25 protein-coding genes and 1 tRNA gene are annotated in these 24,488 nt (G+C 55.7%); 22 read left to right on the plus strand and 4 right to left on the minus strand.

Features of this window, described 5'->3' with window-relative positions:
* The first annotated feature begins 22 nt into the window (after window positions 1–22).
* From ACVKSX_RS18685 to ACVKSX_RS18705, 5 genes are all read left to right on the plus strand, one after another.
* Window positions 23–568: a DUF3304 domain-containing protein gene (locus ACVKSX_RS18685; RefSeq protein ID WP_346449958.1), complete on the plus strand. Its 546-nt coding sequence runs from the start codon at window positions 23–25 to the stop codon at window positions 566–568.
* Window positions 568–2,430: a DUF2235 domain-containing protein gene (locus ACVKSX_RS18690; protein WP_354438127.1), complete on the plus strand. Its 1,863-nt coding sequence runs from the start codon at window positions 568–570 to the stop codon at window positions 2,428–2,430. The genes ACVKSX_RS18685 and ACVKSX_RS18690 overlap by 1 nt, the downstream gene beginning before the upstream one ends.
* 2 nt (window positions 2,431–2,432) lie before the next feature.
* On the plus strand, window positions 2,433–2,882 hold the full coding sequence (tssE, locus tag ACVKSX_RS18695) for a type VI secretion system baseplate subunit TssE (protein ID WP_031292733.1): 450 nt from the start codon (window positions 2,433–2,435) through the stop codon (window positions 2,880–2,882).
* Between the two features lie 14 nt (window positions 2,883–2,896).
* Window positions 2,897–3,367 carry a hypothetical protein gene (locus tag ACVKSX_RS18700; protein ID WP_263056435.1) on the plus strand — a complete coding sequence of 157 codons (471 nt, stop codon included), beginning with the start codon at window positions 2,897–2,899 and terminating at the stop codon, window positions 3,365–3,367.
* Window positions 3,368–3,458: 91 nt separating this feature from the next.
* Entirely contained in the window at window positions 3,459–4,844 is a 1,386-nt protein-coding gene (locus ACVKSX_RS18705) for a VasL domain-containing protein (RefSeq protein WP_354438129.1), read from the plus strand.
* Window positions 4,845–5,073: 229 nt separating this feature from the next.
* On the opposite strand, the gene ACVKSX_RS18710 is transcribed toward ACVKSX_RS18705, so the two are convergent.
* Window positions 5,074–5,148, minus strand: a tRNA-Arg gene (locus ACVKSX_RS18710).
* Between the two features lie 304 nt (window positions 5,149–5,452).
* A complete protein-coding gene (locus ACVKSX_RS18715; RefSeq protein ID WP_010671426.1) occupies window positions 5,453–6,388 on the minus strand; it encodes a formate/nitrite transporter family protein in 936 nt (311 codons plus the stop codon).
* A gap of 242 nt (window positions 6,389–6,630) precedes the next feature.
* Between ACVKSX_RS18715 and ccmA the strand changes: the two genes are divergently transcribed.
* The 10 genes from ccmA (at window position 6,631) to mlaA (ending at window position 14,509) form a co-directional block, all read left to right on the plus strand.
* Window positions 6,631–7,248, plus strand: a complete 618-nt coding sequence (gene ccmA / locus ACVKSX_RS18720) for a cytochrome c biogenesis heme-transporting ATPase CcmA (RefSeq protein WP_022625094.1) — start codon at window positions 6,631–6,633, stop codon at window positions 7,246–7,248.
* Window positions 7,248–7,907 (plus strand): heme exporter protein CcmB, encoded by a 660-nt coding sequence (gene ccmB / locus ACVKSX_RS18725; RefSeq protein ID WP_010671428.1) that lies wholly within the window; start codon window positions 7,248–7,250, stop codon window positions 7,905–7,907. Before ccmA ends, ccmB begins: the two co-directional genes overlap by 1 nt.
* A 68-nt stretch (window positions 7,908–7,975) precedes the next feature.
* Window positions 7,976–8,716, plus strand: a complete 741-nt coding sequence (locus ACVKSX_RS18730) for a heme ABC transporter permease (protein WP_010257913.1) — start codon at window positions 7,976–7,978, stop codon at window positions 8,714–8,716.
* The gene (ccmD, locus tag ACVKSX_RS18735) at window positions 8,713–8,946 is read left to right on the plus strand and encodes a heme exporter protein CcmD (protein WP_122457990.1); all 234 of its coding nucleotides are present in this window, start codon (window positions 8,713–8,715) and stop codon (window positions 8,944–8,946) included. Before ACVKSX_RS18730 ends, ccmD begins: the two co-directional genes overlap by 4 nt.
* The gene (ccmE, locus tag ACVKSX_RS18740; RefSeq protein WP_010671430.1) at window positions 8,943–9,428 is read left to right on the plus strand and encodes a cytochrome c maturation protein CcmE; all 486 of its coding nucleotides are present in this window, start codon (window positions 8,943–8,945) and stop codon (window positions 9,426–9,428) included. The genes ccmD and ccmE overlap by 4 nt, the downstream gene beginning before the upstream one ends.
* On the plus strand, window positions 9,425–11,383 hold the full coding sequence (locus ACVKSX_RS18745) for a heme lyase CcmF/NrfE family subunit (protein ID WP_187501155.1): 1,959 nt from the start codon (window positions 9,425–9,427) through the stop codon (window positions 11,381–11,383). The genes ccmE and ACVKSX_RS18745 overlap by 4 nt, the downstream gene beginning before the upstream one ends.
* Complete coding sequence (locus ACVKSX_RS18750; protein ID WP_010257920.1) at window positions 11,380–11,937, plus strand: DsbE family thiol:disulfide interchange protein; 558 nt, start codon at window positions 11,380–11,382, stop codon at window positions 11,935–11,937. Before ACVKSX_RS18745 ends, ACVKSX_RS18750 begins: the two co-directional genes overlap by 4 nt.
* Window positions 11,934–12,386 (plus strand): cytochrome c-type biogenesis protein, encoded by a 453-nt coding sequence (locus tag ACVKSX_RS18755; RefSeq protein WP_207253996.1) that lies wholly within the window; start codon window positions 11,934–11,936, stop codon window positions 12,384–12,386. The genes ACVKSX_RS18750 and ACVKSX_RS18755 overlap by 4 nt, the downstream gene beginning before the upstream one ends.
* Window positions 12,386–13,594 (plus strand): c-type cytochrome biogenesis protein CcmI, encoded by a 1,209-nt coding sequence (ccmI, locus tag ACVKSX_RS18760; protein ID WP_207253995.1) that lies wholly within the window; start codon window positions 12,386–12,388, stop codon window positions 13,592–13,594. Before ACVKSX_RS18755 ends, ccmI begins: the two co-directional genes overlap by 1 nt.
* A gap of 150 nt (window positions 13,595–13,744) precedes the next feature.
* A complete protein-coding gene (gene mlaA / locus ACVKSX_RS18765; RefSeq protein WP_010257927.1) occupies window positions 13,745–14,509 on the plus strand; it encodes a phospholipid-binding lipoprotein MlaA in 765 nt (254 codons plus the stop codon).
* 136 nt (window positions 14,510–14,645) lie between these two features.
* On the opposite strand, the gene fadL is transcribed toward mlaA, so the two are convergent.
* Complete coding sequence (gene fadL, locus ACVKSX_RS18770) at window positions 14,646–15,929, minus strand: long-chain fatty acid transporter FadL (protein WP_207253993.1); 1,284 nt, start codon at window positions 15,927–15,929, stop codon at window positions 14,646–14,648.
* Between the two features lie 358 nt (window positions 15,930–16,287).
* Between fadL and ACVKSX_RS18775 the strand changes: the two genes are divergently transcribed.
* From ACVKSX_RS18775 to sixA, 4 genes are all read left to right on the plus strand, one after another.
* Window positions 16,288–16,584, plus strand: coding sequence for a YfcZ/YiiS family protein (locus tag ACVKSX_RS18775; RefSeq protein WP_354438131.1), 297 nt, complete (start codon window positions 16,288–16,290; stop codon window positions 16,582–16,584).
* Window positions 16,585–16,742: 158 nt separating this feature from the next.
* Window positions 16,743–18,053 (plus strand): acetyl-CoA C-acyltransferase FadI, encoded by a 1,311-nt coding sequence (gene fadI, locus ACVKSX_RS18780; RefSeq protein ID WP_354438132.1) that lies wholly within the window; start codon window positions 16,743–16,745, stop codon window positions 18,051–18,053.
* Window positions 18,053–20,149, plus strand: coding sequence for a fatty acid oxidation complex subunit alpha FadJ (gene fadJ / locus ACVKSX_RS18785; RefSeq protein WP_354438133.1), 2,097 nt, complete (start codon window positions 18,053–18,055; stop codon window positions 20,147–20,149). The genes fadI and fadJ overlap by 1 nt, the downstream gene beginning before the upstream one ends.
* A 224-nt stretch (window positions 20,150–20,373) precedes the next feature.
* Window positions 20,374–20,856, plus strand: a complete 483-nt coding sequence (sixA, locus tag ACVKSX_RS18790) for a phosphohistidine phosphatase SixA (RefSeq protein ID WP_045139790.1) — start codon at window positions 20,374–20,376, stop codon at window positions 20,854–20,856.
* 29 nt (window positions 20,857–20,885) lie between these two features.
* Here sixA and smrB read toward each other — a convergent pair whose 3' ends face one another.
* Window positions 20,886–21,434 (minus strand): endonuclease SmrB, encoded by a 549-nt coding sequence (gene smrB, locus ACVKSX_RS18795; RefSeq protein ID WP_010257944.1) that lies wholly within the window; start codon window positions 21,432–21,434, stop codon window positions 20,886–20,888.
* Window positions 21,435–21,593: 159 nt separating this feature from the next.
* On the opposite strand from smrB, the gene prmB reads away from it, so the two are divergent.
* From prmB to mepA, 3 genes are read left to right on the plus strand one after another with little or no spacing between them, the layout of a single operon-like run.
* The gene (gene prmB, locus ACVKSX_RS18800; protein WP_010257947.1) at window positions 21,594–22,526 is read left to right on the plus strand and encodes a 50S ribosomal protein L3 N(5)-glutamine methyltransferase; all 933 of its coding nucleotides are present in this window, start codon (window positions 21,594–21,596) and stop codon (window positions 22,524–22,526) included.
* 45 nt (window positions 22,527–22,571) lie between these two features.
* Window positions 22,572–23,657 (plus strand): chorismate synthase, encoded by a 1,086-nt coding sequence (gene aroC / locus ACVKSX_RS18805; protein ID WP_010257950.1) that lies wholly within the window; start codon window positions 22,572–22,574, stop codon window positions 23,655–23,657.
* Window positions 23,658–23,661: 4 nt separating this feature from the next.
* Window positions 23,662–24,486, plus strand: a complete 825-nt coding sequence (gene mepA / locus ACVKSX_RS18810; RefSeq protein WP_010257953.1) for a penicillin-insensitive murein endopeptidase — start codon at window positions 23,662–23,664, stop codon at window positions 24,484–24,486.
* The last annotated feature ends 2 nt before the right edge of the window (window positions 24,487–24,488 follow it).

A 24,488-nucleotide genomic window follows, 5' to 3' on the forward strand; every position in this document is an offset into this window, starting at 1 on the left:
GCTTCAATCAGGGAAATAACAAATGGGATTTTTTAAGACTTACGACAACATTGATAACGCCATTAATCGTGGCTATGCCCGCTGTAAAAAATGGATCTGGGGCAGTTTATTGGCAGTGGTTCTGGCATACGGTGGCTGGCTAATCTGGGCCGCAGTCTGGGGACCGCCGACCGGGGGTGTGACGTTAATTATTCACAGTGAAATTGACAGACCCATTCTGGGATTCAGTGTCAACGGAGTGGCGGGCGGTAATTCTTCAGCATATGACAAAAATAATCCATATGCCAAAGGTGCAGGTAAGACAACCTGCTGTGGCAACATCAGTGGGAAAACGGCGGAAGTTATATGGACATTAAGCACTACGCGGGCGCAGTACGATGCGGGACTTCGCAAAGAAACTCGCCGTGTTGAAATGCCAATGCCAGAACGAAAGTGGGGAGAGAATGATTTGCATGTTCACTTTTTGCCCGGGGATAAGGTGTTACTGGGCTGGAGTGATAATGCCTGGTCGCCTTATGAAAAACGTTTTGATACTCAGGATAAGACTGCAACGCGGGGGCAAAATTGATGAATATCGAAACTATTATTGCTGCCGCTAGTCGTGCTCAGCAGGTCGATAATGCTGGCTTGGGAAATTGCTCTCGGATCTGGCATGTCGGGTTTTTCTTTGATGGTATTCACCGTAATATTGATCAGGATGCTCCTGAACAGAGGCTTAGTAATATATCTCGGCTGTTCCGTGCTTTCCCTAGTATCCAACAAAATACAGCTAATGAAAGCTATGACGCATTTTACTTTTCTGGTCTTGGTACGCCATTTAAAGAAGATCTCACTGAGAAACTGCATACCATTATGGACAGTGCACAAGGTTCTGCACTGGATGATTTGAAAGATCAGCCAAAAGAAATGGCGAAAGATGCTGGCCTGGATTATTTGAAAAGTGGTAACTGGTGGGAGGTTTTAAAGGACTCAAGAAAAAAACTGATAAGCCCTTCAGAGTGGAAATCGCTGGCGGGTGATGTAGTTAAAAACGCCGCAAAGAAATCAGGTATTGAGGCAACCCCCTGGTTGCGTGATAATCCCGTAATTGCAGATATGTTAGTTACCGGTGTCGATACGCGAATAAATTCGGCTAAATTACGTTTTAAGCGTTTTTTTGAACGAGCCAAAACTAATAGCCCTGTGCCGATCAAACTAATCTCGATTTCACTCTTTGGATACGATGTCGGTGCAACTCTCGCACGCAAATTTATTGATACGCTGCTTGATGCTATTTGTCAGAAGCAGGGTGATAAACATACTTACCAGGGGATCCCCGTAGAGATTGTTTTTACAGGCCTGTTTGACTGTGCTCGTCATACCCCTGCCAGTAATAATAATGGCGTGGACTGGTTTATTTCTGCTTTCGGGGGGCCAATAAAAGGCATTAGCGTGCTGATGGGCGATAAGTCTGTTGATCAGGAATCGGCATTGCCGGATACGGTTAAAAATGCACTGCATCTGGTCGCAGCCCATGAAAACCGACCCTGGCGTAGTGTTTATTGCCTTGGTGGAAGTAATAATAAACATAAGGAAGAGTTGTTACCCGGCTGTGCAGAGGACGTAGGGGGAGGTCTGAAGCCAAATGAACAAAAACCGAGTGCAGAACTTTGCCGGGTAGCCCTTCACCGGATGTACCGGGCCGCAACGATGGCTGGTGTTCCATTTCCAGATTTACAAACACTAGATCAGACTGATACTGATGTTGCTGCCTATTTCATCATGCAGGACAAGGTTAAGAACAAGTCTGTCGCTCAATGGACAAAGCTGTATCAGCAAGCGGTGCCTTTTAACGCCGTCAGTATCGGAGCGCAGAACCGTCATCTGGACAGCTATATTGAGTGGCTTGGGCGACAATACTATCAATACCGCTGTGAATGCATGAAGTATGAAAAACAACGTGGCGATATTTTAGCCTCCGCCGATGCTTCTGCCGGGTTATTGGGGATTTCACCACAAGCAAAAGAAACTTCAAGACACTACCAGAATGAACTTGATGTGTTGCACAAAAATTGGGGGTGGCTGGACGATGTCCATGATGCTGCAATAAGAATGAAGAACAGTATGGAAAACAATCCAAATGATAAGCGTATCCAAATCGTGCCTGATATCTACAGGCCTGCATTGAGGCGAGCGAGACGTTTTCTTGATTATGCCCAACGTATCCAGTGCAGGACGGGGGATAAATGCCCTCATTCCGGACAATGGGCCACGCTTGCTGGCGGACATCAGCAGTTTGTTTATGTTCGTGAAGGAGACAGCATGCCAGAGGCGAAGGTTTACACGAGCGGCAGTTTCAGTCCGGATAGATTTACATCCGCAAGCTGGAGTCTGATGGTTCGTGATGACGACGGTAGTGTGTTTGTGGGCGCTACAGGTGAGAACCACTGACGATGCCGAGAAATAGCCCTTCTTTATGCGAGATGCTTTACGGTAATTTTGTCGGTGATCTCGACCTTCAGCAGGTTAGTGAAGAGAATCAGGTCATCCTGTCGGTGCTGGATAACATGCAACGGATCCTTAACTGCCGTGCGGGCACGCTGGCGCATCTGCCGGACTATGGCCTGCCGGATATGACCAAAATCCTGCAGGGCATGCCGGGGACTGCTCATGAACTGATGGGTGCTCTGTCGGCTGTTCTGCTCAGATATGAGCCACGCCTGAGAAAAATAGCCGTTGTCCTGCTGGAACAGAACATCCCCGGTGAGTTGCGCTACGCTATTGATGCGGAACTTAACGGCATTGGCCTCGTACGCTATGGCACCGAGTTTATGCCAGAAGGGCGGGTTCTCCTGCGACACCTGAAGCAACAGCAGTATCTTGACACAGCAACCCGTCTGTAAGGCCAGTTAATACCATGTCAGTAAAATCACAGTTCCTCGAAAAACTACAGGCCAGAGAGCCAGCCCCGATCTTATCTACCAGCAAGACTCAGGCCGATATTGCAGAGTTTCGCCTGCGAATGGTGCAGCTTCAGGAACAGATGGATGCGTGGCTGGTGGGTACCGGATTGAATGTGGAAACATTTACCGTCTCTGTTACGGACCTGCTGGTGGAGGACAGGACTTTTGAGATTGCCGCTATCAACCTGCGTTACGACGACCGCTCTGTAAAATTTACACCGGTATTTTTGTACGGTCAGGGCGTGACAGGATGCGTGGAAGTGACCCTTCATGCAGAAGGCAGTGTGACGTCTGTGGGGCGCCTTTTCATGCGGGCAGGTCATTTCAGTGACTGGTCCTTTACTCCGCCGGGAGCATTATCCCGTCCCGGACAGAGTTTTGATGAAAGCACCTTTTTTAGTCTGATTCTGGCGCTTCTGCCATAACTGCTGGTATTGCAGTACCCGTTCCTCTGAATATGCCCGCATAAGCGTTAATCCTCAATTTTTCCGTACGCGTCAAAATGGACAACTGGTCATGGATCACATCCCCCCACATAAAATCAAAACCGGTGGTGACCCGCGCACGCTACCGGATTATGCCGCCCTGCGTGATGAACTGAGTAAGCTGACACATCCGGCTCGCCCGGATGTGAACTGGCGTTATGCCGAAAAACGCTGTCTCTCACTGTTTGAACAAAATGGTGTGGAGCTACAGACGCTGTCCTGGTATACGCTTGCCCGTACGCAACTGGCTGGTTTATTTGGGCTCAATGAAGGGCTGGCGATACTCGAGGCACTGATAAGCCATCAGTGGGGCGCACTCTGGCCGCAGCCTGTCCATGCCCGCATGAAAATCCTCAGCAGTCTGAGTCAGCGTTTACAGCAACTGATTCGCTCGCTCCCGCTAAATCACAGCGACCTCAGCCAGCTGTATCGGGCGGAGCAACAGCTTACCGCTCTGGGTGAGGTGCTGCAGGGCCTGGAGCTTAAGCATCTGAGCCAACTCGATACGTTACGTACCTTGATGCACAACAGTGCTGCCAGGCTGGAAAACAGCGATGGCATAACCAGCACCAGGCCGGACATTCAGCCAGGTATCAGGTTGCCTGCCACCGCGATGAATAGTGCCGCAGCATCCACGAAGGACCTTGCTGGTAGTCCGCCTGAAGATACGTCAGCAAGCGTAGTGAAGTGGGTTTATGCGGCGCTGCCGGAACACCAGGCGAATGCAGAAGCATTGGCGGCAATACCCAATCAGGTAAAAAAATGGAAATTCTTCGCTGCCGGGATGTGTACCATGCTGGTGGTAAGCACAGTCACACTATGGAGCTGGCAGTTTCTTAATCGGCCAGTCCCGTTGCAGACTCAGCTTGCAGCCTCACTGGCTCCATTGCCTGCACCTCTTACGTCTGAACAGCTGGATATGTGGCGTCAGCAAGCTCCGTTACTACAGGTTTTAATAACACAAACACAGCAGCAGCTTGCCCGGCTGGGTAAATTGCCTCCTGACTGGAATATTGAATACAGTCGACAGTTGCTGGAACAGGTCCGGGTACTTTGGCCGGAGCAGGCTAAGCCACTAATCCAGCAGTGGCAGCAACAACTTAATGCTGCCGCATTGCCAACAGAACAGCTGAATGGCTGGTCTCAGGGAATGGCGACACTACAAAAACTGAGTGACAGGCTGAACGAAATGGATGTGCAGAAAGGAAAATACCTGACGGTCAGTGAGCTGAAGTCAGTCGTTTTTTCCGCTATGCAGTCCTTTAATCAATCCATACCGGCTGAAGAGCAGCTAAGGGTATTGTCACAAAATCCAGCAGGCGAACCTTTGCCTGCGGCTGTCAGAGCTCAGCTGGAGATGCATCTGAAGCAACTGATTGCCCGTTATGCAGAAATAAATCAGGATTCATTAAAATAAAAAAGATATTTAAAGCACAGGTATCCAGCTAATAACCCAGACCTGGCAGGTCATAATCACAACTCATTCACTGGTGTTGATGGATTTGCCTAAAGAACATAGCCAGGGCCGGCAAATGATTATTGATTCTGAGAAGAAAAAGGGCAAAGGGGGATAGCCGTCAGTAATGGCTTGATATTGATTATTAAGAGTTTTAATTGATAGGGCGGGTTTAAGTACAGGGCAGGTCTGGTGTCCCCTGCAGGAATCGAACCTGCAACTAGCCCTTAGGAGGGGCTCGTTATATCCATTTAACTAAGAGGACAGCGGCGCGCAGTATAGCGCAAACAGGCCAGGAGATTCACTACATCGCCGTCCGTTTGCTCATTCCGCCAGCAATCCCGGTTTTCTGCGCGCGCTAACGTTACGTGCAGAAAGCGGAAACAGCTGTACTGAAGTCCGGGATGTCATCCAGACTGAAGCGGCACCCCGACTCTAAAATCTTCACTCCCTCTTTGCAGCAGACACTTCCAGTAAACGTTTTTCAGTCGCCCGCCTGGCAAATCGCCTTCAGCAAACAGACCAGAAAGGCAGACAGAGCGGTTCAATCTGCTCTGCCTGCCCTGGATTTACTCAGCCTTTTCCTGCTCTTCGCGCTGGCGACGTTTCTCCTGCTTCTTCTTCTCAGCCTTCGCTTTAGCCACGGCCGCTTCACTCATGTCGTTGCGGATCTGCGCGTGGCTGATCAGGGCAAAAATCAGCGTGCCGCCGGTAATGTTGCCGAGCAGCGTCGGCAGGGCAAACGGCCAGAAGAATTCATACCAGCTGATGCTGCCATTAAAGACCAGATAGAGCACTTCCACCGATCCCACCACGATATGCGCCAGATCACCCAGCGCAACCAGCCAGGTCATCATCACAATCACCAGCAGTTTGGCACCCCCCGCCGAGGGGAACATCCAGACCATGGTGGCGATAATCCAGCCGGAGATCACTGCATTGGCAAACATCTCGCCGGGCGTATTTTCCATCACCTTCATACTGATGTTGGTAAACGCCTGACGGGTAGCTTCGTCAAATATCGGCATCTCATTAAACGCCAGCGCACCCAGAGCCGTCCCGATCAGGTTACCCAGCAAGACGATGCCCCATAAACGTAATAGCAGGGCGCCATTACTCCAGGTCGGTTTGTGCATCACCGGCAGGACTGCCGTAACGGTATTTTCGGTAAACAGCTGCTGACGCGCCATGATGACGATAACAAAACCAAAGGTATAACCCAGGTTTTCAAGCAGGAATGCCCCTGGTACGCCATCCAGATGCACCTGAAATATCCCCTTCGCCATCAGCGAGGCGCCCATGGATAAGCCCGCCGCAATGGCTGACCAGAGCAGCGCCATACCATCGCGCTCCAGCTCCTTCTCCCCATCCTGGCGGATCTCTTCATGGATGGCGGCGGCGCGGGAGGGTAAAGCTTCCTCATCGACTTCGATGTCAGTGCCCTTATCCTTCTCTTCACTCTCGACGTCGTTAGGACCCTGTTCATTACCTGATGAAGGCTTCATATTTTCTCCTGGTGATAGTGCTGTCGCGTAATAAGCGTAGCCGTTTTTTATTTGCCGATAATGTAACGATCGATGCGAATAAGCGTAACAACGTTTTTCGGAACTGCATTTTTATTCAGACTGCGGGCGATACCGCACGAATAAACCCATGGCATCGAAACTGAGCGGTGGCTCACACTTCGGCCCACAGCAACATTGTGGTAATATCCCGGCCACTTTTGGCTGGTGCGATTCCCCCCTCGATGTTGGAAATCATTACGCTCACTTGTGCATACGACGAACGTGCGCTGTTCCGGCAGCTCTCATTTCGCGTCTCTGCAGGCGACATTGTGCAGATTGAAGGCCCAAATGGTGCCGGTAAGACCTCACTCTTGCGGCTGCTGGCTGGCCTGAGCCGTCCTGAACAGGGTGAAATACGCTGGCAGCAGCGGCCAATCCTGCGGCAGCGCGAAGCCTGGCATCAGGCGATGCTCTATCTGGGCCATCATCCCGGTGTCAAAGGCGTGCTTACACCGCTGGAAAATCTGCGTTTCTACCATCCTGATTGCAGTGATGCGCAGATCTTTGCTGCGCTGGAAAGCGTCGATCTCACGGGCGACGAAGAGGTGCCGGTTAGCCGGTTATCGGCGGGCCAGCAGCGGCGGGTAGCGCTGGCGCGTCTGTGGCTCAGCCAGGCCCGCATATGGATTCTCGACGAGCCGCTGACCGCCATCGACAAAGCGGGTGTTAAAAAATTAATGGCGAAATTCGCCCGGCATGCCGATAACGGTGGCGCAGTGATCCTGACAACCCATCAGGATTTGCCCGCGGATGCTGCGCGGGTGCGCAAAATTCGCCTCGGCGACGGGGAGGCAGGCTGATGCTGTTTCGCCTCATCCAGCGTGAATTACGCATCGCTTTTCGCGGCGGGGCTGATGTGGTCAATCCGCTCTGGTTTTTCCTGATTGTTATTACCCTGTTTCCGCTGGGCATCGGACCTGACCCGCAACAGCTGGCGCGCATTGCACCGGGCGTAGCCTGGGTTGCCGCGCTGCTGGCGTCGCTGCTGGCGCTGGAGCGGCTGTTTCGCGATGACTTCAGCGACGGTTCGCTGGAGCAACTGGTACTGCTGCCGACGCCGCTCCCGGTAACGGTTATCGGTAAAGTAGTGGCGCACTGGCTGGTCACAGGTGTGCCGCTGATTATCCTGTCGCCGCTGGCCGCGCTGCTGCTGTCACTGGATTTTAATGGCTGGCGGGCGATGGCCCTGACGCTGCTGCTCGGCACGCCAACCCTGAGTTTTCTCGGTGCCATTGGTGTAGGTCTCACGGTGGGTTTACGGCGCGGTGGCGTATTGCTTAGCCTGCTGGTGCTGCCGCTGGCTATTCCGGTCTTGATCTTCGCCAGTGCGGCGATGGAGGCGGCCAGTCAGGGGTTGCCGATTAATGGCTATCTGGCGATTCTCGGCGCGATGCTGCTGGGCAGCGCCACGCTCTCCCCGTTTGCCACGGCGGCAGCGCTAAGAATTACTTTGCAATAACAGCCGTTGAAATAACCGCGCGTAAAAGACGCGGCAACACTCTTTTATCGTTAATGTGAGCATTTGATATGTGGAAAGCGTTACATCAGCTGGCCAGGCCCGAACGGCTCTATCAGTTTTCGGGGCGACTGGTGCCGTGGTTCGCCATCTCAGGGCTGGCGGCGTTGCTGCTGGGCTGGGCCTGGGGCTTTGGATTTGCTCCCGCTGACTATCAGCAGGGCGACAGTTTCCGCATCATGTACATTCATGTGCCCGCCGCGATGTGGTCGATGGGCATTTATGCCTCGATGGCCATCGCCGCCTTTATCGGCCTGGTGTGGCAGATGAAAATGGCCGATCTGGTTTCCGCCGCCATGGCACCGGTGGGCGCGGTATTTACCTTTATTGCGCTGGTCACCGGATCCGCATGGGGTAAGCCGATGTGGGGGACCTGGTGGATCTGGGATGCGCGCCTCACTTCGGAGCTGGTGCTGCTGTTCCTCTATATGGGCGTGATTGCGCTCTGGCACGCTTTTGATGACCGCCGCACCGCAGGCCGGGCCGCGGGTGTTCTCATCCTGGTCGGCGTAGTTAATCTGCCGATCATTCACTTCTCAGTGCAGTGGTGGAATACCCTGCATCAGGGCTCGTCGGGCATTCTCCAGCAGGCGATTGCGCCGGTGATGCGAACGCCGCTGCGCTGGGCAATCATCGGTTATCTGCTGGTATTTATCACGCTGACCCTGATGCGGCTGCGCAACCTGATTCTGTTAACCGAACGTCACCGTCCCTGGGCGATTGATGTGGCGAAGCGGGGAGAGCAGGCATGACACCCGCCTTTTCCTCCTGGCACGCCTTCTTTGAGATGGGGGGCTACGCCTTCTATGTCTGGCTGGCAGTTGCCTGCACGCTGATTCCGCTTGTCGGGCTGACGCTGCATACCCTGTTGCTGCGCCGCCGCCTGCTGGCTGAGATCCGCCAGCACGACGCGCGGAAACGCCGCATCCGGGCAGCGAAATCTAAAAAAGCCGCGGCTGAAGCGGCAGGAGAGACATTGTGAATACCCGTCGACGCAACCGCCTCTATGCGGCAGTGGCGATTCTGCTCGGCCTCGGCCTGGCCACCGCGCTGGTGATGTATGCGCTGCGCTCAAACATCGATCTGTTCTATACCCCAGGTGAAATCCTCTACGGCAAAGGCGAAGCGCACGAGAAGCCCGAAGCGGGTCAGCGGCTGCGCGTCGGCGGCATGGTGATGCCCGGCAGTGTCCGGCGCGATCCGAATACGCTTGCCGTGTCGTTCAAACTTTATGATGCCCGCGGCGTGGTTAGCGTCAGTTTTGAAGGCATCCTGCCGGATCTGTTCCGTGAAGGGCAGGGCGTCGTCGCGCAGGGCGTGCTGGCGGCGGGCAACCAGGTGATCGCCAAAGAAGTCCTGGCGAAACATGATGAGAAATATACGCCGCCGGAGATTGAAGACGCGATGAAGAGTAATCACACCGGCCCGCAGTCGCTGTATCAGGCGGGAAATAAATCATCATGATGCCCGAGATTGGTACTTTTCTGCTCTGCCTGGCACTGGGACTCTCCCTGCTGCTGAGCAGCTATCCGCTGTGGGGCGCAGTGCGCCAGGATGCCCGCCTGATGGCGATGGCGCGTCCGCTGGCCTGCGGTCTGTTTATCTGCATCGCGGCGGCTTTCGCGCTGCTGGTCTGGGCCTTTATCAGCAACGATTTTACCGTTGCCTACGTCGTCACAAACTCTAACAGCCTGCTGCCGGTTTATTATCGCATCGCCGCCACCTGGGGCGCGCATGAAGGATCGCTGCTGCTGTGGGTATTGCTGCTCAGCACCTGGACATTAGCGGTGGCGATATTCAGTCGCGGTATGCCGCAGGATGCGCTGGCACGCGTGCTGGCGGTCATGGGCATGATCAATCTCGGCTTCCTGCTGTTTATCCTGCTGACCTCGAATCCATTTGGCCGCACGCTGCCGGACTTTCCGATAGACGGGCACGACCTGAATCCGATGCTGCAGGATATCGGCCTGATCTTCCATCCGCCGCTGCTCTATATGGGTTATGTCGGCTTTTCGGTGGCGTTTGCTTTTGCTATCGCCTCGCTGATGGCCGGACGGCTGGATACGGCCTGGGCGCGCTGGTCGCGTCCCTGGACCACGGCGGCCTGGGTCTTTCTGACGATTGGTATTGTCCTTGGCTCGGCCTGGGCCTATTACGAGCTGGGCTGGGGCGGCTGGTGGTTCTGGGACCCGGTTGAAAATGCGTCGTTTATGCCGTGGCTGGCAGGTACCGCCCTGATGCACTCGCTGGCGGTCACGGAAAAGCGAGGCACCTTTAAGGCCTGGACCGTGCTGCTGGCGATTACCGCGTTTTCGCTGAGCCTGCTGGGGACGTTCCTGGTGCGATCCGGGGTGCTGGTGTCGGTGCATTCCTTCGCCTCGGATCCGGCGCGCGGGATGTTTATCCTCGCGTTTCTGGTGATTGTTATCGGCAGTTCGCTCCTGCTCTACGCAATTAAAGGCGGGCAGGTACGTGGCCGGGTGCAGAATGAAACCTGGTCGCGCGAATCGTTTTTGCTGGGTAATAACGTGCTGCTGATTGCCGCGATGCTGGTGGTTCTGCTCGGCACGTTGTTGCCGCTGGTGCACAAGCAACTGGGCCTGGGCAGCATTTCGGTCGGTGAGCCGTTCTTCAACACCATGTTCAGCTGGCTGATGGCGCCGTTTGCTTTGCTGATGGGGATCGGACCGCTGGTGCGCTGGCGTCGCGATGAGCCGCAGAAGCTGGCAAAGCGGCTGGCGCTGGCACTGATCGCGACCCTGGCCTGTTCCGTCATCATTCCCTGGTGGCTGCAGGATCGCATTGAGGCGATGACCATGGTTGGCCTGCTGATGTCACTCTGGATTATCGTGCTGACGCTGCTGGAACTGCATGAGCGCGCCACTCACCGTCATCCGTTCTTTGCCGGTTTACGTCACCTGTCGCGCAGTCACTGGGGCATGGTACTGGGCCATCTTGGGGTAGGGGTGACGGTGATCGGTATTGCATTCAGCACCCAGTACAGCGTGGAACGCGATGTGCGGATGAAGGCGGGTGATAGCATCGATATTCATCACTATCACTTTGTCTTCCGCGGCGTGCAGAATCTGCAGGGGCCTAACTACAGCGGTGGCATGGGCATCATCGATGTCACGCGCAACGGCAAACATGAAGCGACGCTGCAGGCAGAGAAACGCTTTTATACGGCCGCCCGCACCATGATGACCGAAGCGGCGATTGATGGGGGTTTCAGCCGCGATCTCTATGCGGCGCTGGGCGAAGAGCTGGAGGATGGCGGCTGGGCCGTGCGCATCTACTACAAACCCTTTGTCCGCTGGATCTGGTTCGGTGGCGCGCTGATGGCGCTGGGTGGGCTGTTCTGCCTGTTTGATCCCCGTTATCGTTCGCGCAAAAAAGCGGGAATTGAGGAGCGGACATGAACAAAAAAATCCTGTTTATTCCCCTGATGCTGTTTCTGTTGCTGGCGGCGGCGCTGCTGTGGCAACTGACACGTAATGCCGATGGCGACGATCCGACCCGTCTCGAATCCGCTCTGATCGGCAAGCCGGTGCCGCTGTTCCGGCTGGAAGCACTCGACCAGCCAGGCAAAACCTACGACCAGCGCGTGCTGACGGATGGTAAACCGATATTGCTGAACGTCTGGGCGACCTGGTGTCCGACCTGTCGCGCCGAGCATCAGTATCTGAATACGCTGGCGGAGCAGGGCATTCGCGTCGTCGGGCTGAACTACAAAGACGATCGTCACAAGGCGGTTAACTGGCTGAATACGCTGGGCAACCCCTACGCACTAAGCCTCTATGATGGCAACGGCATGCTGGGACTGGATCTCGGCGTCTATGGCGCGCCGGAAACCTTTCTGATCGACGGTAAGGGGATCATCCGTTATCGCCACGCGGGCGATCTCAATGCGCGCGTCTGGGATCAGGAAGTGAAACCCTTGTGGGTGAAATACAGTGCGGAGGCGGGATCATGAGAACGCTGTTACTGCTCTGCGGCCTGCTGTTCAGCATCAACCTGTGGGCAGGCATCGACACGCTGCAATTTGACTCGGTGGCCCAGGAAGAACAATACCGCGACCTGACCGCTTCACTGCGCTGTCCGAAGTGCCAGAACAACAGCATCGCCGACTCTAACGCCATGATTGCCGCCGATATGCGGCTGAAAGTCTATCAGCTGATGAAGCAGGGCCAGAGTCGCCAGCAGATCATCGACTATATGGTGGCGCGTTACGGTAACTTCGTCAGCTATTCGCCACCGGTCACGCCCTCAACCCTGGTTTTGTGGGCTGGTCCGGTGCTATTTGCGCTGCTGGGCGGCGCGGTGATTATCCTGCGCAGCCGTCAGCGCAAAACCCGCAGTGAGCTGGATGAAGATGAGCAACAGCGTCTTAATGCGCTACTGAAGTCAGACAGGAAGCCGTAATGAGTGCATTTTGGATTACCCTTTTTCTGTTACTGCTGGCGGCCTGTACGCTGTTCCTGGCGGCGGGCTGGCGGCAACGTCAGGCCAGCACAGGCGATCGCGATCGCCTTAATCAGCGCTTCTACCATCAGCGGATAGATGAGCTGGCACAGGATGAAGATCAGGGCGTCGTCGCTGAGCGTCCACTGATGGAGCGGGAGTTACAGCAGACACTGCTGGCGGATATTCCACCGGCACAGACGATGAAATCACACAGCAGCGGTCGCTGGATTTTGCTGCCAGGCCTGATCGTGCTGATTGGGGTATCGCTGGGGACTTACCTGAAAACCGGTGGCCTGGCACAGCTCACGGGCTGGAAGCAGGTGCAGCAGGCGTATCCTGAGCTGCGTGCCCGACTGATGGACCCTGGCGCTAAACCGCTGAGCATGGAGGAGCTGGCGCGTTTACAGCTCGGATTGCGTACCGCGTTGCAAACGGAACCGGATAATCTGGCTGACTGGACGATGCTGGGACGGCTCGGCATGGTGCTGAATAATGCCGATACGGCCAGCCAGGCATTTGAGCATGCGCTACAGCTTGCTCCCAACGATCTGGCGCTAAAACAGGATTATGCCGAAGTCCTGACGCGATCCCCCGACCCGCAGGATAACCGTCAGGCATCACTGCTGCTGCAGGCATTGCTAAAAGCGGATCCGCAAAACCTGCGTACGCTGAGCCTGCTGGCATTTAATGCTTACGGACAGCAGCAATATGGTCAGGCTATCGACGCATGGCAGACTCTGCTGGGTCTGTTGCCGGCCGGTGATTCGCGACACGCGATGATCGCCCGCAGCATCGAAAAGGCCAGAAGTGCCGCCGGGCAACAGAGTCGTCAACTGGCACTGACCGTGACGCTGGCACCTAAGGCAGAAAAAATGTTACCGCAGGACGGAGTGTTGTATATTTCGGTTTCTGACGGTGCTTCACTGGTGCCGGTGGCTGTTAAGCGGATGCCGCTCAGTCACTTCCCGCTGTCGCTGACGCTGGATGACAGCAACGCCATGATGCCGGATCGCCTGCTTTCGGCGCAGCATCAGGTCGAGGTCCGGGTGCGTATCTCCCGTGACCCAGCCAATCCCCGGCCGGGTGACTGGCTGGGCCTGAGCGCAGTGACGCCCTGGGATGGGCATCAGCCGATCGCGGTAGAGATTAATCAGCAGCTTCCCTGAACGCATCAACTGACCGCGTTCAGGATGATGCGTGCCATTGCCTGCTGCCTCTGGCACAAAGTCAGCTATGCTCATCGGGTAAGTCGATACGATACCGGGCTGTGACCTGAACGATGGGTAGACCTTTTTCATCCGCACAGGGAGATTGGAATGAATTATCGCCTGACCAGCCTGGCTGTCGCCAGCGTCCTTCTGGTAGGTTGTGCCAGTTCAAAGCCGGCGAATAGCGATCCTGCTCAGCGCAGCGATCCGTTCGAAGGCTTTAACCGCACGATGTTTAACTTTAACTACAACGTGCTGGATCCGTATGTATTGCGTCCGGTCGCTGTGGCCTGGCGTGATTATGTGCCGGTGCCGGCACGTACCGGCCTGAGCAATTTCCTCGGCAACCTGGAAGAACCTGCCAGCATGGTCAACGCCATCCTGATCGGTAACGGACGTGATGCGGGTATTCACTTCACCCGTTTCTTCCTGAACAGCGTGCTGGGACTGGGCGGCTTCATTGACGTTGCCGGTAAGGCGAACCCGGAACTGGCGCGTGAAGAGCCGCACCGTTTCGGTACCACGCTGGGTCACTATGGCGTCGGCTACGGGCCTTACGTTGAGTTGCCTGCTTACGGCAGCTTCACGGTGCGTCAGGATGGCGGCGACTACGTCGATACGCTTTATCCGATCCTTGGCTGGCTGACCTGGCCAATGTCGATTGGTAAATGGACGCTTGAAGGGATTGAGACCCGCGCGCAGCTGCTGGACTCTGATGCAATCCTGAAACAGCAGAGCGATCCGTACGCCTTTATCCGTAATGCTTACTTCCAGCGTCACGACTTCCTGGCGCGCGGCGGCAAGCTCAAGCCGGAAGATAATCCTAACGCAGCCGCGATTCAGGATGACCTTAAGGATATTGACGCCGAGTAATCGCCCGCGATGCGCCGCCAGAGATGGCGGTTTTTGCCTCTTTGCGCAGGGCGTATGCTCCCTGATCCATTAAGCGATCCACGGCCACGAAAAAGGGCGACTCACCAGAGTCGCCCTTTTTAATCGTGCTATCTAATCAGAACTTGTAGTTAAAGTTCGCGCCGTAAAGCCAGGCCTTGCCTTCAGAGGTAAAGGTATAAGGACCTTCTTTCACTGTCACTTTCTGGCCATGCATATAAGAGATGCCCAAATCGACCGACGCATCATCGTTAAACGCATAGGACGTACCAGCACTCAGCCATAAACGATCCTGGTCCGGAATAGAGATAGAACGCTTATCAGCCGGCACCGGGCTATCATCAAACGCAATACCGGTTCGGAAAGTCCAGTTCTTGTCGTAGGAATAGGTGGTGCCCAGCGCAATGCGGTACGCATCGTGGAAGCTTTCATCTTTATAGAATAGCGTCTGACCGTTAGAACCGGTGGCTTTCAGCTCCTGGAACTGGCTCCAGCTGGTGTACGCCATGCTGTAGTGCACCGCCCACTGCGGTGCCACTTTATGCCAGCCCGACACTTCCCACATCTCTGGCAGATTCAGGGTTAACGCGCCCGGAACGGTGGTGCCGTTGGTGCCATCAGGAACACCGGTCACTGTCGGATCATTAAACGCATTCAGCCGGGAAGAAAGGTTGCTTTTGTAATCACCATCAAAGTCGACTTTCACTTCCGAACGATAGGTAAAGCCAAAGCGGTTATTTTCATCCACCTCATACAGGACACCGGCATTCCAGCCGTAGCCCCACTCATCGCCTTTCAGATGGGCAACCTGCGTATCAGCCGGAACCCCCAGCCTCGCGCCTGACTCACCGGCATAGCGTTCAATTTTAGCTTTGGCGTAAACCGCATCGAAACCGACACCCACACTAAAATGTTCATTTAAGCGGTAAGCGGTACTGAGATTCAAATTGCCGGTCATCAGGTCGGTTTTACCACCGTAACCGCCTGCGGTGTAGCCATTGTTAAACTCTGTTGCTAAGCCATAATTTGACGTTGCAGACGCGCCAATCCACCACTGATCGTTGATGGGCTGGACGTAATGAATATTGGGGATCCACTGATTCGGGGCAATATTATTAGCATCCAGGCTGCGTCCGCTGGGACTGCGACCACTGATATTTACATCCGGCGCAATATAAACTGCCCCGATAGAAAATTCCGGGCGATCCATTAATGCCATCGTCGCCGGGTTACGGCTGGCGGATGCCGCCGTATCACCCATTGCCCCTTCGCCTGAATATGCGCGACCTAAACCAATCGTAGAGAATTCATTTAACTGAAACCCAGCTGCGTAAACGTGTGAAGAGACAAGCGCCACTGCAGCCGCCACGGCTGACTTTGCAAACAGGTTTTTATGGTTCATGACCACAACCTCATGTGAATTATTATTTAACGCTATAACGTCGCGTAACAAAGGACGGCGGATTGTAGGGACTGATGTAAAGTGCACATATCAGACCAGTGCGGAGAGTATAGGTCCGACCTGTGTACATGTTGCAATATTGTTTTTAAAATATTTCAGGTTTGATCGCTTAAAATTCGATCTGCTTAACAAAACAGCCCCGATTCTGCACAGCATACCGATTCCAGTTTGTTCTGGATCAATTTTTATTGTGATATTCGTCACTTAGCGCCATGCGAATGGCACAAGTTTCAGCGAGCAGGTAAAATTTCGCCTGTAAAATCGCGCAACCCGCCAGATTACTGGTCAGGAGAATGAAATGACTGATGCCATTAAAAAATGCAGTGCGACCGAAACCGCAGCCTGTTGTTGTGTTGATGTGGGCACGGTAATGGATAACACCGATTGCACTGCAAGCTGGTCAGAGTGGTTTGCTCAGCGTGCCGATGCGGAAGCTAAATTAGCGCAGCTGACCCGTCGTGCCCGCGACGTTGAATCGGAACCCTGTGTGATTGAATCCCGCTTCAGTGAAATCAATCAGGGTGTGCAGCTGGATATTGATTTCACCTTCAGCTGCCAGGCTGAAACGATGATTTTTCAGCTCGGTTTGCGTTAATTCCTACTACGCCGCGTCAATGCGGCGTTTTTCATTTTCGTGTTTCCCTTCTCACTTTTTCCTTTCCGATATTGGCGACTCACCCGCTTGTGGTTAACACTGATCAGGTCAGACCTCTTCAGGCAATGATGCCCCAGTCCCAGCCACAGGTGAGAACAATGAGCAAAGCGCAGCCGCTGCTGACGCGTGATGGTGAACGCATCGCAATAACCCACGGGTTACGCACCCCTTTCTTGCGCCAGGCGACCGGCTTTCATGGCATTCCCGCCATTGAACTCGGACGCATGGTGGTCAGCGAATTAATGGCGCGCAGTGAATTGCCGGCAGAGGTGATCGAGCAACTGGTCTTTGGTCAGGTGGTGCAGATGCCGGAAGCGCCGAATATTGCACGTGAAATTGTCTTGAGCAGCGGGCTGAGTGTGCATACCGACGCCTACAGCATCAGCCGTGCCTGCGCCACCAGTTTTCAGGCAGTCGCGAATGTGGCAGAAAGTCTGATGGCGGGCACCATCTCTGCGGGCATCGCTGGTGGGGCGGACTCCTCTTCGGTGCTGCCGATTGGTGTCAGTAAAACGCTGGCCCGCGCGCTGGTGGATCTCAATAAAGCTCGCAGCTTCGGTCAAAAACTGCACATTCTGCGGCGTCTGCGTCCGCGTGATCTGCTGCCGGTCCCGCCCGCAGTGGCGGAGTATTCGACCGGCCTGCGCATGGGCGACACTGCGGAGCAGATGGCTAAGAGTCACGGCATTACGCGCGAAGCACAGGATGCGCTGGCGCTGCGATCCCATCAGCATGCCGCAAGGGCCTGGCAATCCGGGGTACTGAATCAGGAAGTCATGGCAGCCTTTGTGCCGCCGTGGAAAAGCGCCATCGATCAGGACAATAACGTGCGGATGAACGCCAAAGCGGAGGATTACGCCCGACTGCGTCCGGCATTTGATCGCCAGCACGGCAGCGTTACCGCGGCCAACAGCACGCCTCTCACCGACGGCGCGGCGGCAGTGATTCTGATGCGCGAGGGCCGCGCCCGTGAACTGGGCATCAGGCCGCTGGGCTATCTGCGCAGCTACGCCTTTACCGCCATTGGTGTGCAGCAGGATATGCTGCTGGGCCCGGCATACGCTTCACCACTGGCACTGGATCGCGCCGGCATAACCCTGGCCGATCTGACGCTGATCGATATGCATGAAGCTTTTGCTGCCCAGACGCTGAGCAACCTGCACATGTTTCGCGACGAGCGCTTTGCCCGTGAAGTGCTGAATCGCCCACACGCGCTGGGCGAAGTGAATGAAGAGCGCTTTAACGTGCTGGGCGGATCGATCGCCTATGGTCATCCTTTTGCCGCCACGGGTGCGCGCATGATCACCCAGACGCTGAATGAATTACGCCGTCGCGGTGGCGGGTTAGGACTGGTAACAGCCTGCGCGGCAGGCGGCCTGGGTGCGGCAATGATTCTGGAGGCCGAATAATGGAGCAGAATGCGTTTCATCTGAAGATGCGACTGGATCACGTCGGCATCATTACGATCGATGTCCCTGGTGAGAAGATGAACACCCTGAAAGCGGAATTTGCCGGGCAGATCACCGCCATCATTGCGGAAGCGCGACGCGATCCGCAACTGGCTGGCCTGGTGCTGATTTCCGGCAAAGCGGACAACTTCATCGCGGGCGCAGACATCAGCATGATTGACCGCTGTAAGAGCGCGCAGGAAGCCGAAGCGCTGGCAAAACAGGGCCAGGAAGTAATGGCTGCGCTCGACGCGCTGCCGTTCCCGGTGGTCGCGGCAATCCACGGCACCTGCCTCGGCGGCGGACTGGAACTGGCGCTGGCCTGTGATGCCCGTATCTGCTCGCTGGATGATAAAACCCGCCTCGGTTTGCCGGAAGTGCAACTCGGCTTACTGCCAGGCTCTGGCGGCACTCAGCGGCTGCCACGCTTAATCGGCGTGCAGCAGGCGCTGCCACTGATTCTGACTGGCAAAGCCCTGCGGGCGAAACAGGCCCGTAAGCTGGGCGTGGTCGATGACGCGGTGCCGCAGGCGATTCTGCTGGAGACCGCCATTGCCCGGGTGAAAAAGGGCAAGGTTAGTGGACGAACGCTGCCACTGAGCGATCGTCTGCTACATGGTCCGGTTGGCCGTCAGGCGCTGTTTGCGCTGGCGACCCGACAGACCGCAGCCAAAACGCAGGGTAACTATCCGGCAGCAAAACGCATTATTGAGGTGGTGCGCATCGGGCTGGAGCAGGGCAGTCGGGCCGGACATGAGGCTGAAGCGCGCGCTTTTGGTGAGCTGGCGATGACGCCAGAATCTGTTGCGCTGCGCGGGATCTTTTTCGCGACTACGGCCATGAAAAAGGAGCGGGGCGGTGAAGCGGAACCCGGCACCGTTAAGCGTGTTGGTATCCTCGGCGGCGGCCTGATGGGCGGCGGCATCGCCAGCGTCACCGCAATCAATGCCGGGTTGCCGGTACGCATTAAAGATATCAGCCTGGAAGGGGTGAACCATGCGCTGAAAACCAGCTGGGAACTGCTGAGCAAAAAGGTTAAACGCCGCCAGCTCTCTCCGGCACAGCGTCAGCAGCAGATGGCACGTATCACGGGCGGCATCGATTATCAGGGCTTCTCACAGCGCGACGTGGTAATTGAAGCCGTATTCGAAGATTTAGCCCTGAAGCAGCAGATGGTCAGCGAAGTGGAGGCACACTGTCAGCCGCATACGCTGTTTGCCTCAAATACCTCTTCGCTGCCGATTGAGGCGATCGCCGCCGGCGCCCAACGTGCTGAGAACGTCATCGGGCTGCACTATTTCAGTCCGGTAGAGAAAATGCCGCTGGTGGAGGTGATTCCTCATCTGAATACCTCTACCGCGACGCTGGTGACGATTGTGGCGCTGGCGCGCAGCCAGGGTAAAACTCCGATTGTGGTGGCGGACAAGCCTGGCTTCTATGTTAACCGCATCCTGACGCCCTATATAAATGAAGCGATGCGCTGCCTGCTGGAGGGCGAGCCGATTGACCATATTGATCGGGCGCTGGTGAAGTTTGGTTTTCCGGTCGGCCCGATTCAGCTGCTGGATGAGGTCGGTATCGACGTTGGCAGCAAAATCAGCCCCATCCTGTATCAGGCTTATGGTGAACGCTTTGCCGCCCCCGCTGCTTTTGATGCGGTGCTGAAAGATGGCCGCAAGGGGCGTAAAAACAGTAAAGGCTTTTATCGCTATGACCAGCCGCGCTGGCAGCGTAAAAAACCGGACGCTTCGCTGTATACGTTGCTGAAAGTCTCGCCGCAGGCCAGGCAGAGCGAAGCACAGATTGCTGAACGCTGCGTGATGATGATGCTGAACGAAGCGGCTCGCTGTCTTGATGAGCAGGTGGTTCGCTGCGCCCGCGATGGGGATATCGGTGCGGTGTTTGGCATCGGCTTTCCGCCTTTCTTAGGCGGCCCGTTCCACTACATGGACAAACTGGGCGCGGCGGAAGTGGTCAACAGATTAACCCGGCTTGCGCAGCAGCATGGCGAACGATTCACACCCTGTGAGGCGCTGATTCAGGCGGCTGCAAAATAGACGAAATTTTACATTTCTGCTGAATATGGAATAACCAATCCGATTCAGCGGCTTAGAAAAGCGCCGCCAGAGTGTGCGGCGCAGCATGATTCTGAGAAGTGCTTATTTAATAAACAACCGGTTGACTATACTAAAGCCATTAGGGTAAAACACAGCGTTCATTCGCAGAGTGAAGAGTCAGGCGCTACGCGTCGGGCGATGTCGACAAACAACAGCGGTGCTTTATGCAAGTTTTTATCATGCGTCACGGCGATGCGGCTCTGGAAGCAGCCAGTGATTCAGTCAGGCCTTTAACCTTATGTGGCTGCAATGAATCACGTCAGATGGCCAACTGGCTTAACAGCCAGACGCCGGACATTGAGCGTGTCCTGGTGAGTCCCTATTTACGCGCGCAGCAAACGCTCGCGACCGTGCGTGAAGCCTTTCCCCTGCCGGAAAGCCAGGACATTCTGCCGGAATTAACGCCGGGCGGCGATCCGGAGATGGTCGGGTGTTATCTGCAGGCCCTGGCGAATGAAGGCGTGAAATCGGCTCTGGTGATCTCACATTTACCGTTGGTGGGGTATTTAGTCTCTGAACTGTGCCCGCAGGAAGCACCGCCAATGTTTGCCACTTCCGCTATTGCCTGCGTGGAATTCGATCCCGCGGCGAGTGCCGGTAAACTGCTGTGGCAGGTCAGTCCCAAAAAGCTGGCTAAAGCAATCTGACGTCTGTGGGCCGATCATTCCGGCCCCTCTCAGGGCAATTCAGGCGGTTGCCACTCCTCAATCTCAATCAAAACCAGCAGCGCGGCGTCACCGCCGAACATTTTGGGTGCCTGATGAAAAGCCATCACCCACGGATGCTGGGCCAGCCACAGCGGCGTCTGCTGCTTCAGGATATGCTTTCCATGACCGGTCATGACGCTGGCGCAGAACAGATGTTCACGGCGGCAGGCGGCGATCAGTGCCCCCAGTTCCTGCTTGGCCTGCTGCTGCGTTAAGCCGTGCAGATCGAGGAAAATCTCCGGCGTATAGTCGCCACGGCGTAATTTTTTCAGCTCAAAATGGCTGACATCGGCGCGCACGTAACGGGTGGCACCTTCCGTTGAGAGCAGCGGCTGAAACTCATCCGAAAAGTAATGACTGTTGTCCGCCTGCTCTGAAAGCAGACGTTTTACCGGGATGTGGCGGGTTTTAACCGGCGCTTTGTGGACAAACGTGTCCTGTTTTAACTGGCGCGTACCCGTCATTAACTGGCGAAACAGCGCCTGGTCATCCGGGCTTAGTGGTGTTTTTTTACTCATGGCAGGTCAGTCATATCAGAAAAGGCTGTCACACAGCAGAGCCGATACCTTACCGTTAAGCGTCATTAAATGTCAGCTTTTTCACCTCGCTGCGCTGAATTCTCCCCGGCTTCATGGCACACTACTGGCCGATTTAGCAAAAGGCCTGCGGAGGGCTACGTGGACAAAATTTTCGTCGATGAGGCAGTGAACGAGCTGCACACCATTCAGGACATGCTGCGCTGGGCGGTAAGCCGCTTTTCCGCTGCCGGAATCTGGTACGGACATGGCACAGACAATCCCTGGGACGAAGCCGTTCAACTGGTCCTGCCGTCACTCTGGCTGCCGCTGGATATTCCTGAAGATATGCGCAATGCGCGTCTGACCGCCAGCGAACGTCTTCTGATCGTTGAGCGCGTCATTCGTCGCGTTAACGAGCGCATTCCGGTCGCCTATCTGACCAATAAAGCCTGGTTCTGCGGCCACGAGTTCTTTGTTGATGAGCGCGTGCTGGTGCCGCGTTCACCGATTGGCGAACTGATTGAGAACCGCTTTGCCGGTCTGGTCAGCACGCCACCTCATCATATTCTGGATATGTGTACCGGCAGCGGCTGCATCGCGATTGCCTGCGCCTATGCCTTCCCGGAAGCGGAAGTGGACGCGGTGGATATCTCTACCGGTGCGCTGGCGGTTGCCGAGCAGAACATTGAAGAACATGGTCTGATTCATCAGGTTACGCCGATTCGCGCTGACCTGTTCCGCGAATTGCCACCGCTGAAATATGATCTGATCGTCACCAATCCGCCGTATGTTGATGCGGAAGATATGGATGATCTGCCGAATGAATATCGCCACGAACCGGAGCTGGGGCTGGCGGCAGGCAGCGACGGCCTGAAGCTGGTACGCCGCATTCTGGCCTGTGCACCGGATTATCTCAGCGAGCAGGGCGTCCTGGTCTGCGAAGTGGGCAACAGCATGGTGCACATGATCGAGCAGTATCCCGACGTGCCCTTTACCTGGCTGGAATTCGACAACGGCGGTGACGGCGTCTTTACGCTGACGCGCCAGCAGATTGTCGACGCAAAACACCATTTCTCTTTTTACAAAGACTAAAAGTGGGGCGAAGCATCGCCCGCCGAACCCTGAGAAGGAAACAGCATGGCCGGAAACAGCATCGGGCAATTTTTTCGAGTAACGACCTTTGGCGAGTCCCATGGGCTTGCGCTGGGCTGTATCGTTGATGGTGTGCCGCCAGGTATTCCGCTGACCGAAGCGGATATTCAGCATGACCTCGATCGCCGTCGTCCTGGCACATCGCGCTATACCACGCAGCGCCGCGAGCCGGATCAGGTGAAAATTTTGTCCGGCGTCTTTGAGGGGGTGACCACCGGTACTTCGATTGGCCTGCTGATTGAAAATACCGATCAGCGGTCGCAGGATTACGGCGCTATCAAAGATCTCTTCCGTCCGGGCCATGCTGATTACACCTACGAGCAGAAATATGGTCAGCGCGACTACCGTGGCGGTGGACGCTCGTCGGCGCGCGAAACCGCGATGCGCGTGGCGGCCGGTGCGATTGCCAAGAAATACCTGCAGATGAAACACGGTGTTGTGGTGCGCGGCTATCTGTCACAGATTGGTGACATCGCCTGTGAGCTGAAAGACTGGAGCATCGTGGAAGAGAATCCGTTCTTCTGCCCGGATGCGGACAAGCTGGAGGCGCTGGATGAACTGATGCGCGGCCTGAAAAAAGAGGGCGACTCAATTGGCGCTAAAGTCACGGTCATGGCAGATCACGTGCCGCCAGGCCTGGGCGAGCCGGTATTTGACCGGCTGGATGCCGATCTGGCACATGCGCTGATGAGCATCAATGCCGTTAAAGGCGTTGAAATCGGCGACGGCTTTGCGGTGGTTAACCAGCGCGGCAGCCAGCATCGCGACGAGATCCGCCACGATGGTTTCCAGAGCAACCACGCCGGGGGGATTCTGGGCGGCATCAGCAGCGGCCAGACCATCAGCGCCAATCTGGCGATGAAACCAACCTCCAGCATCACCGTGCCGGGTAAAACTATTACCCGCGACGGCGAAGAAGTGGAGATGATCACCAAAGGCCGCCACGATCCCTGCGTCGGGATCCGCGCAGTGCCGATCGCCGAGGCGATGATGGCGATCGTCCTGATGGATCATCTGCTGCGCCAGCGGGCGCAGAACGGTGACGTTAACAGCTCCGTACCGCGCTGGTGATGCCATGAAGGCTCTTCTGCTTACCCTGAGTGCGCTGTTGATCAGCGCCTCCAGCCTGGCGGCGACGCCGTGGCAACGCATCCAGCAGCCGATTACCGGTGCACCGCAGTCAATCGGCGGCTTTGCCAACGGCTGTATTGTTGGCGCCGAGGCGCTGCCGCTGAATTCACCACACTATCAGGTGATGCGTCAGGATCAGCGGCGCTACTTTGGTCATCCCGATCTGATTCAGTTTATTCAGCGTCTCAGTACGCAGGTGCATAACCTGCAACTGGGCAACGTGCTGATTGGTGACATGGGCATGGCAGCAGGCGGACGTTTCAGCAGCGGTCACGCCAGCCATCAGACCGGACTGGATGTTGATATCTGGCTGCAACTGCCGAAAACCCGCTGGAGCGCCCAGCAACTGCTGAAGCCGCAGCCGCTCGATCTGGTCGGGCCGGGTGACAAAAATGTGATTGCGCGTCACTGGCAGCCGGAAATTGATAGCCTGATTAAACTGGCCGCCAAAGATGATGATGTGACACGCATCTTCGTCAATCCGGCGATTAAAAAGCAGCTTTGTGCCGATGCGGGTAACGATCGTGACTGGCTGCGTAAAGTGCGCCCGTGGTTTGCTCACCGTGCCCATATGCATGTGCGCCTGCGCTGCCCGGCGGGCAGTATCGGCTGTGAAGATCAGCCCGCACCGCCTGCTGGCGATGGCTGTGGCGCAGAGCTGCAGAGCTGGTTCCTGCCAAAACAGCCTGGCTCGGGCGCGCCGGTGAAACGTGAGCCGCCGCCATTACCGCCTGCCTGTCAGGCCCTGCTGGATAAACATCTACTGTAAGG

The organism is Pantoea sp. PvP021 (genome assembly GCF_054056055.1).

What these genes read in the sequence shown, in the direction of transcription:
- ACVKSX_RS18685 (WP_346449958.1), top strand. Translation starts at nt 23, where the DNA reads ATGGGATTTTTTAAGACTTACGACAACATTGATAACGCCATTAATCGT.
- ACVKSX_RS18690 (WP_354438127.1), top strand. Translation starts at nt 568, where the DNA reads ATGAATATCGAAACTATTATTGCTGCCGCTAGTCGTGCTCAGCAGGTC.
- tssE (WP_031292733.1), top strand. Translation starts at nt 2,433, where the DNA reads ATGCCGAGAAATAGCCCTTCTTTATGCGAGATGCTTTACGGTAATTTT.
- ACVKSX_RS18700 (WP_263056435.1), top strand. Translation starts at nt 2,897, where the DNA reads ATGTCAGTAAAATCACAGTTCCTCGAAAAACTACAGGCCAGAGAGCCA.
- ACVKSX_RS18705 (WP_354438129.1), top strand. Translation starts at nt 3,459, where the DNA reads ATGGATCACATCCCCCCACATAAAATCAAAACCGGTGGTGACCCGCGC.
- ACVKSX_RS18715 (WP_010671426.1), bottom strand. Translation starts at nt 6,388, where the DNA reads ATGAAGCCTTCATCAGGTAATGAACAGGGTCCTAACGACGTCGAGAGT.
- ccmA (WP_022625094.1), top strand. Translation starts at nt 6,631, where the DNA reads ATGTTGGAAATCATTACGCTCACTTGTGCATACGACGAACGTGCGCTG.
- ccmB (WP_010671428.1), top strand. Translation starts at nt 7,248, where the DNA reads ATGCTGTTTCGCCTCATCCAGCGTGAATTACGCATCGCTTTTCGCGGC.
- ACVKSX_RS18730 (WP_010257913.1), top strand. Translation starts at nt 7,976, where the DNA reads ATGTGGAAAGCGTTACATCAGCTGGCCAGGCCCGAACGGCTCTATCAG.
- ccmD (WP_122457990.1), top strand. Translation starts at nt 8,713, where the DNA reads ATGACACCCGCCTTTTCCTCCTGGCACGCCTTCTTTGAGATGGGGGGC.
- ACVKSX_RS18745 (WP_187501155.1), top strand. Translation starts at nt 9,425, where the DNA reads ATGATGCCCGAGATTGGTACTTTTCTGCTCTGCCTGGCACTGGGACTC.
- ACVKSX_RS18750 (WP_010257920.1), top strand. Translation starts at nt 11,380, where the DNA reads ATGAACAAAAAAATCCTGTTTATTCCCCTGATGCTGTTTCTGTTGCTG.
- ACVKSX_RS18755 (WP_207253996.1), top strand. Translation starts at nt 11,934, where the DNA reads ATGAGAACGCTGTTACTGCTCTGCGGCCTGCTGTTCAGCATCAACCTG.
- ccmI (WP_207253995.1), top strand. Translation starts at nt 12,386, where the DNA reads ATGAGTGCATTTTGGATTACCCTTTTTCTGTTACTGCTGGCGGCCTGT.
- mlaA (WP_010257927.1), top strand. Translation starts at nt 13,745, where the DNA reads ATGAATTATCGCCTGACCAGCCTGGCTGTCGCCAGCGTCCTTCTGGTA.
- fadL (WP_207253993.1), bottom strand. Translation starts at nt 15,929, where the DNA reads ATGAACCATAAAAACCTGTTTGCAAAGTCAGCCGTGGCGGCTGCAGTG.
- ACVKSX_RS18775 (WP_354438131.1), top strand. Translation starts at nt 16,288, where the DNA reads ATGACTGATGCCATTAAAAAATGCAGTGCGACCGAAACCGCAGCCTGT.
- fadI (WP_354438132.1), top strand. Translation starts at nt 16,743, where the DNA reads ATGAGCAAAGCGCAGCCGCTGCTGACGCGTGATGGTGAACGCATCGCA.
- fadJ (WP_354438133.1), top strand. Translation starts at nt 18,053, where the DNA reads ATGGAGCAGAATGCGTTTCATCTGAAGATGCGACTGGATCACGTCGGC.
- sixA (WP_045139790.1), top strand. Translation starts at nt 20,374, where the DNA reads ATGCAAGTTTTTATCATGCGTCACGGCGATGCGGCTCTGGAAGCAGCC.
- smrB (WP_010257944.1), bottom strand. Translation starts at nt 21,434, where the DNA reads ATGAGTAAAAAAACACCACTAAGCCCGGATGACCAGGCGCTGTTTCGC.
- aroC (WP_010257950.1), top strand. Translation starts at nt 22,572, where the DNA reads ATGGCCGGAAACAGCATCGGGCAATTTTTTCGAGTAACGACCTTTGGC.
- mepA (WP_010257953.1), top strand. Translation starts at nt 23,662, where the DNA reads ATGAAGGCTCTTCTGCTTACCCTGAGTGCGCTGTTGATCAGCGCCTCC.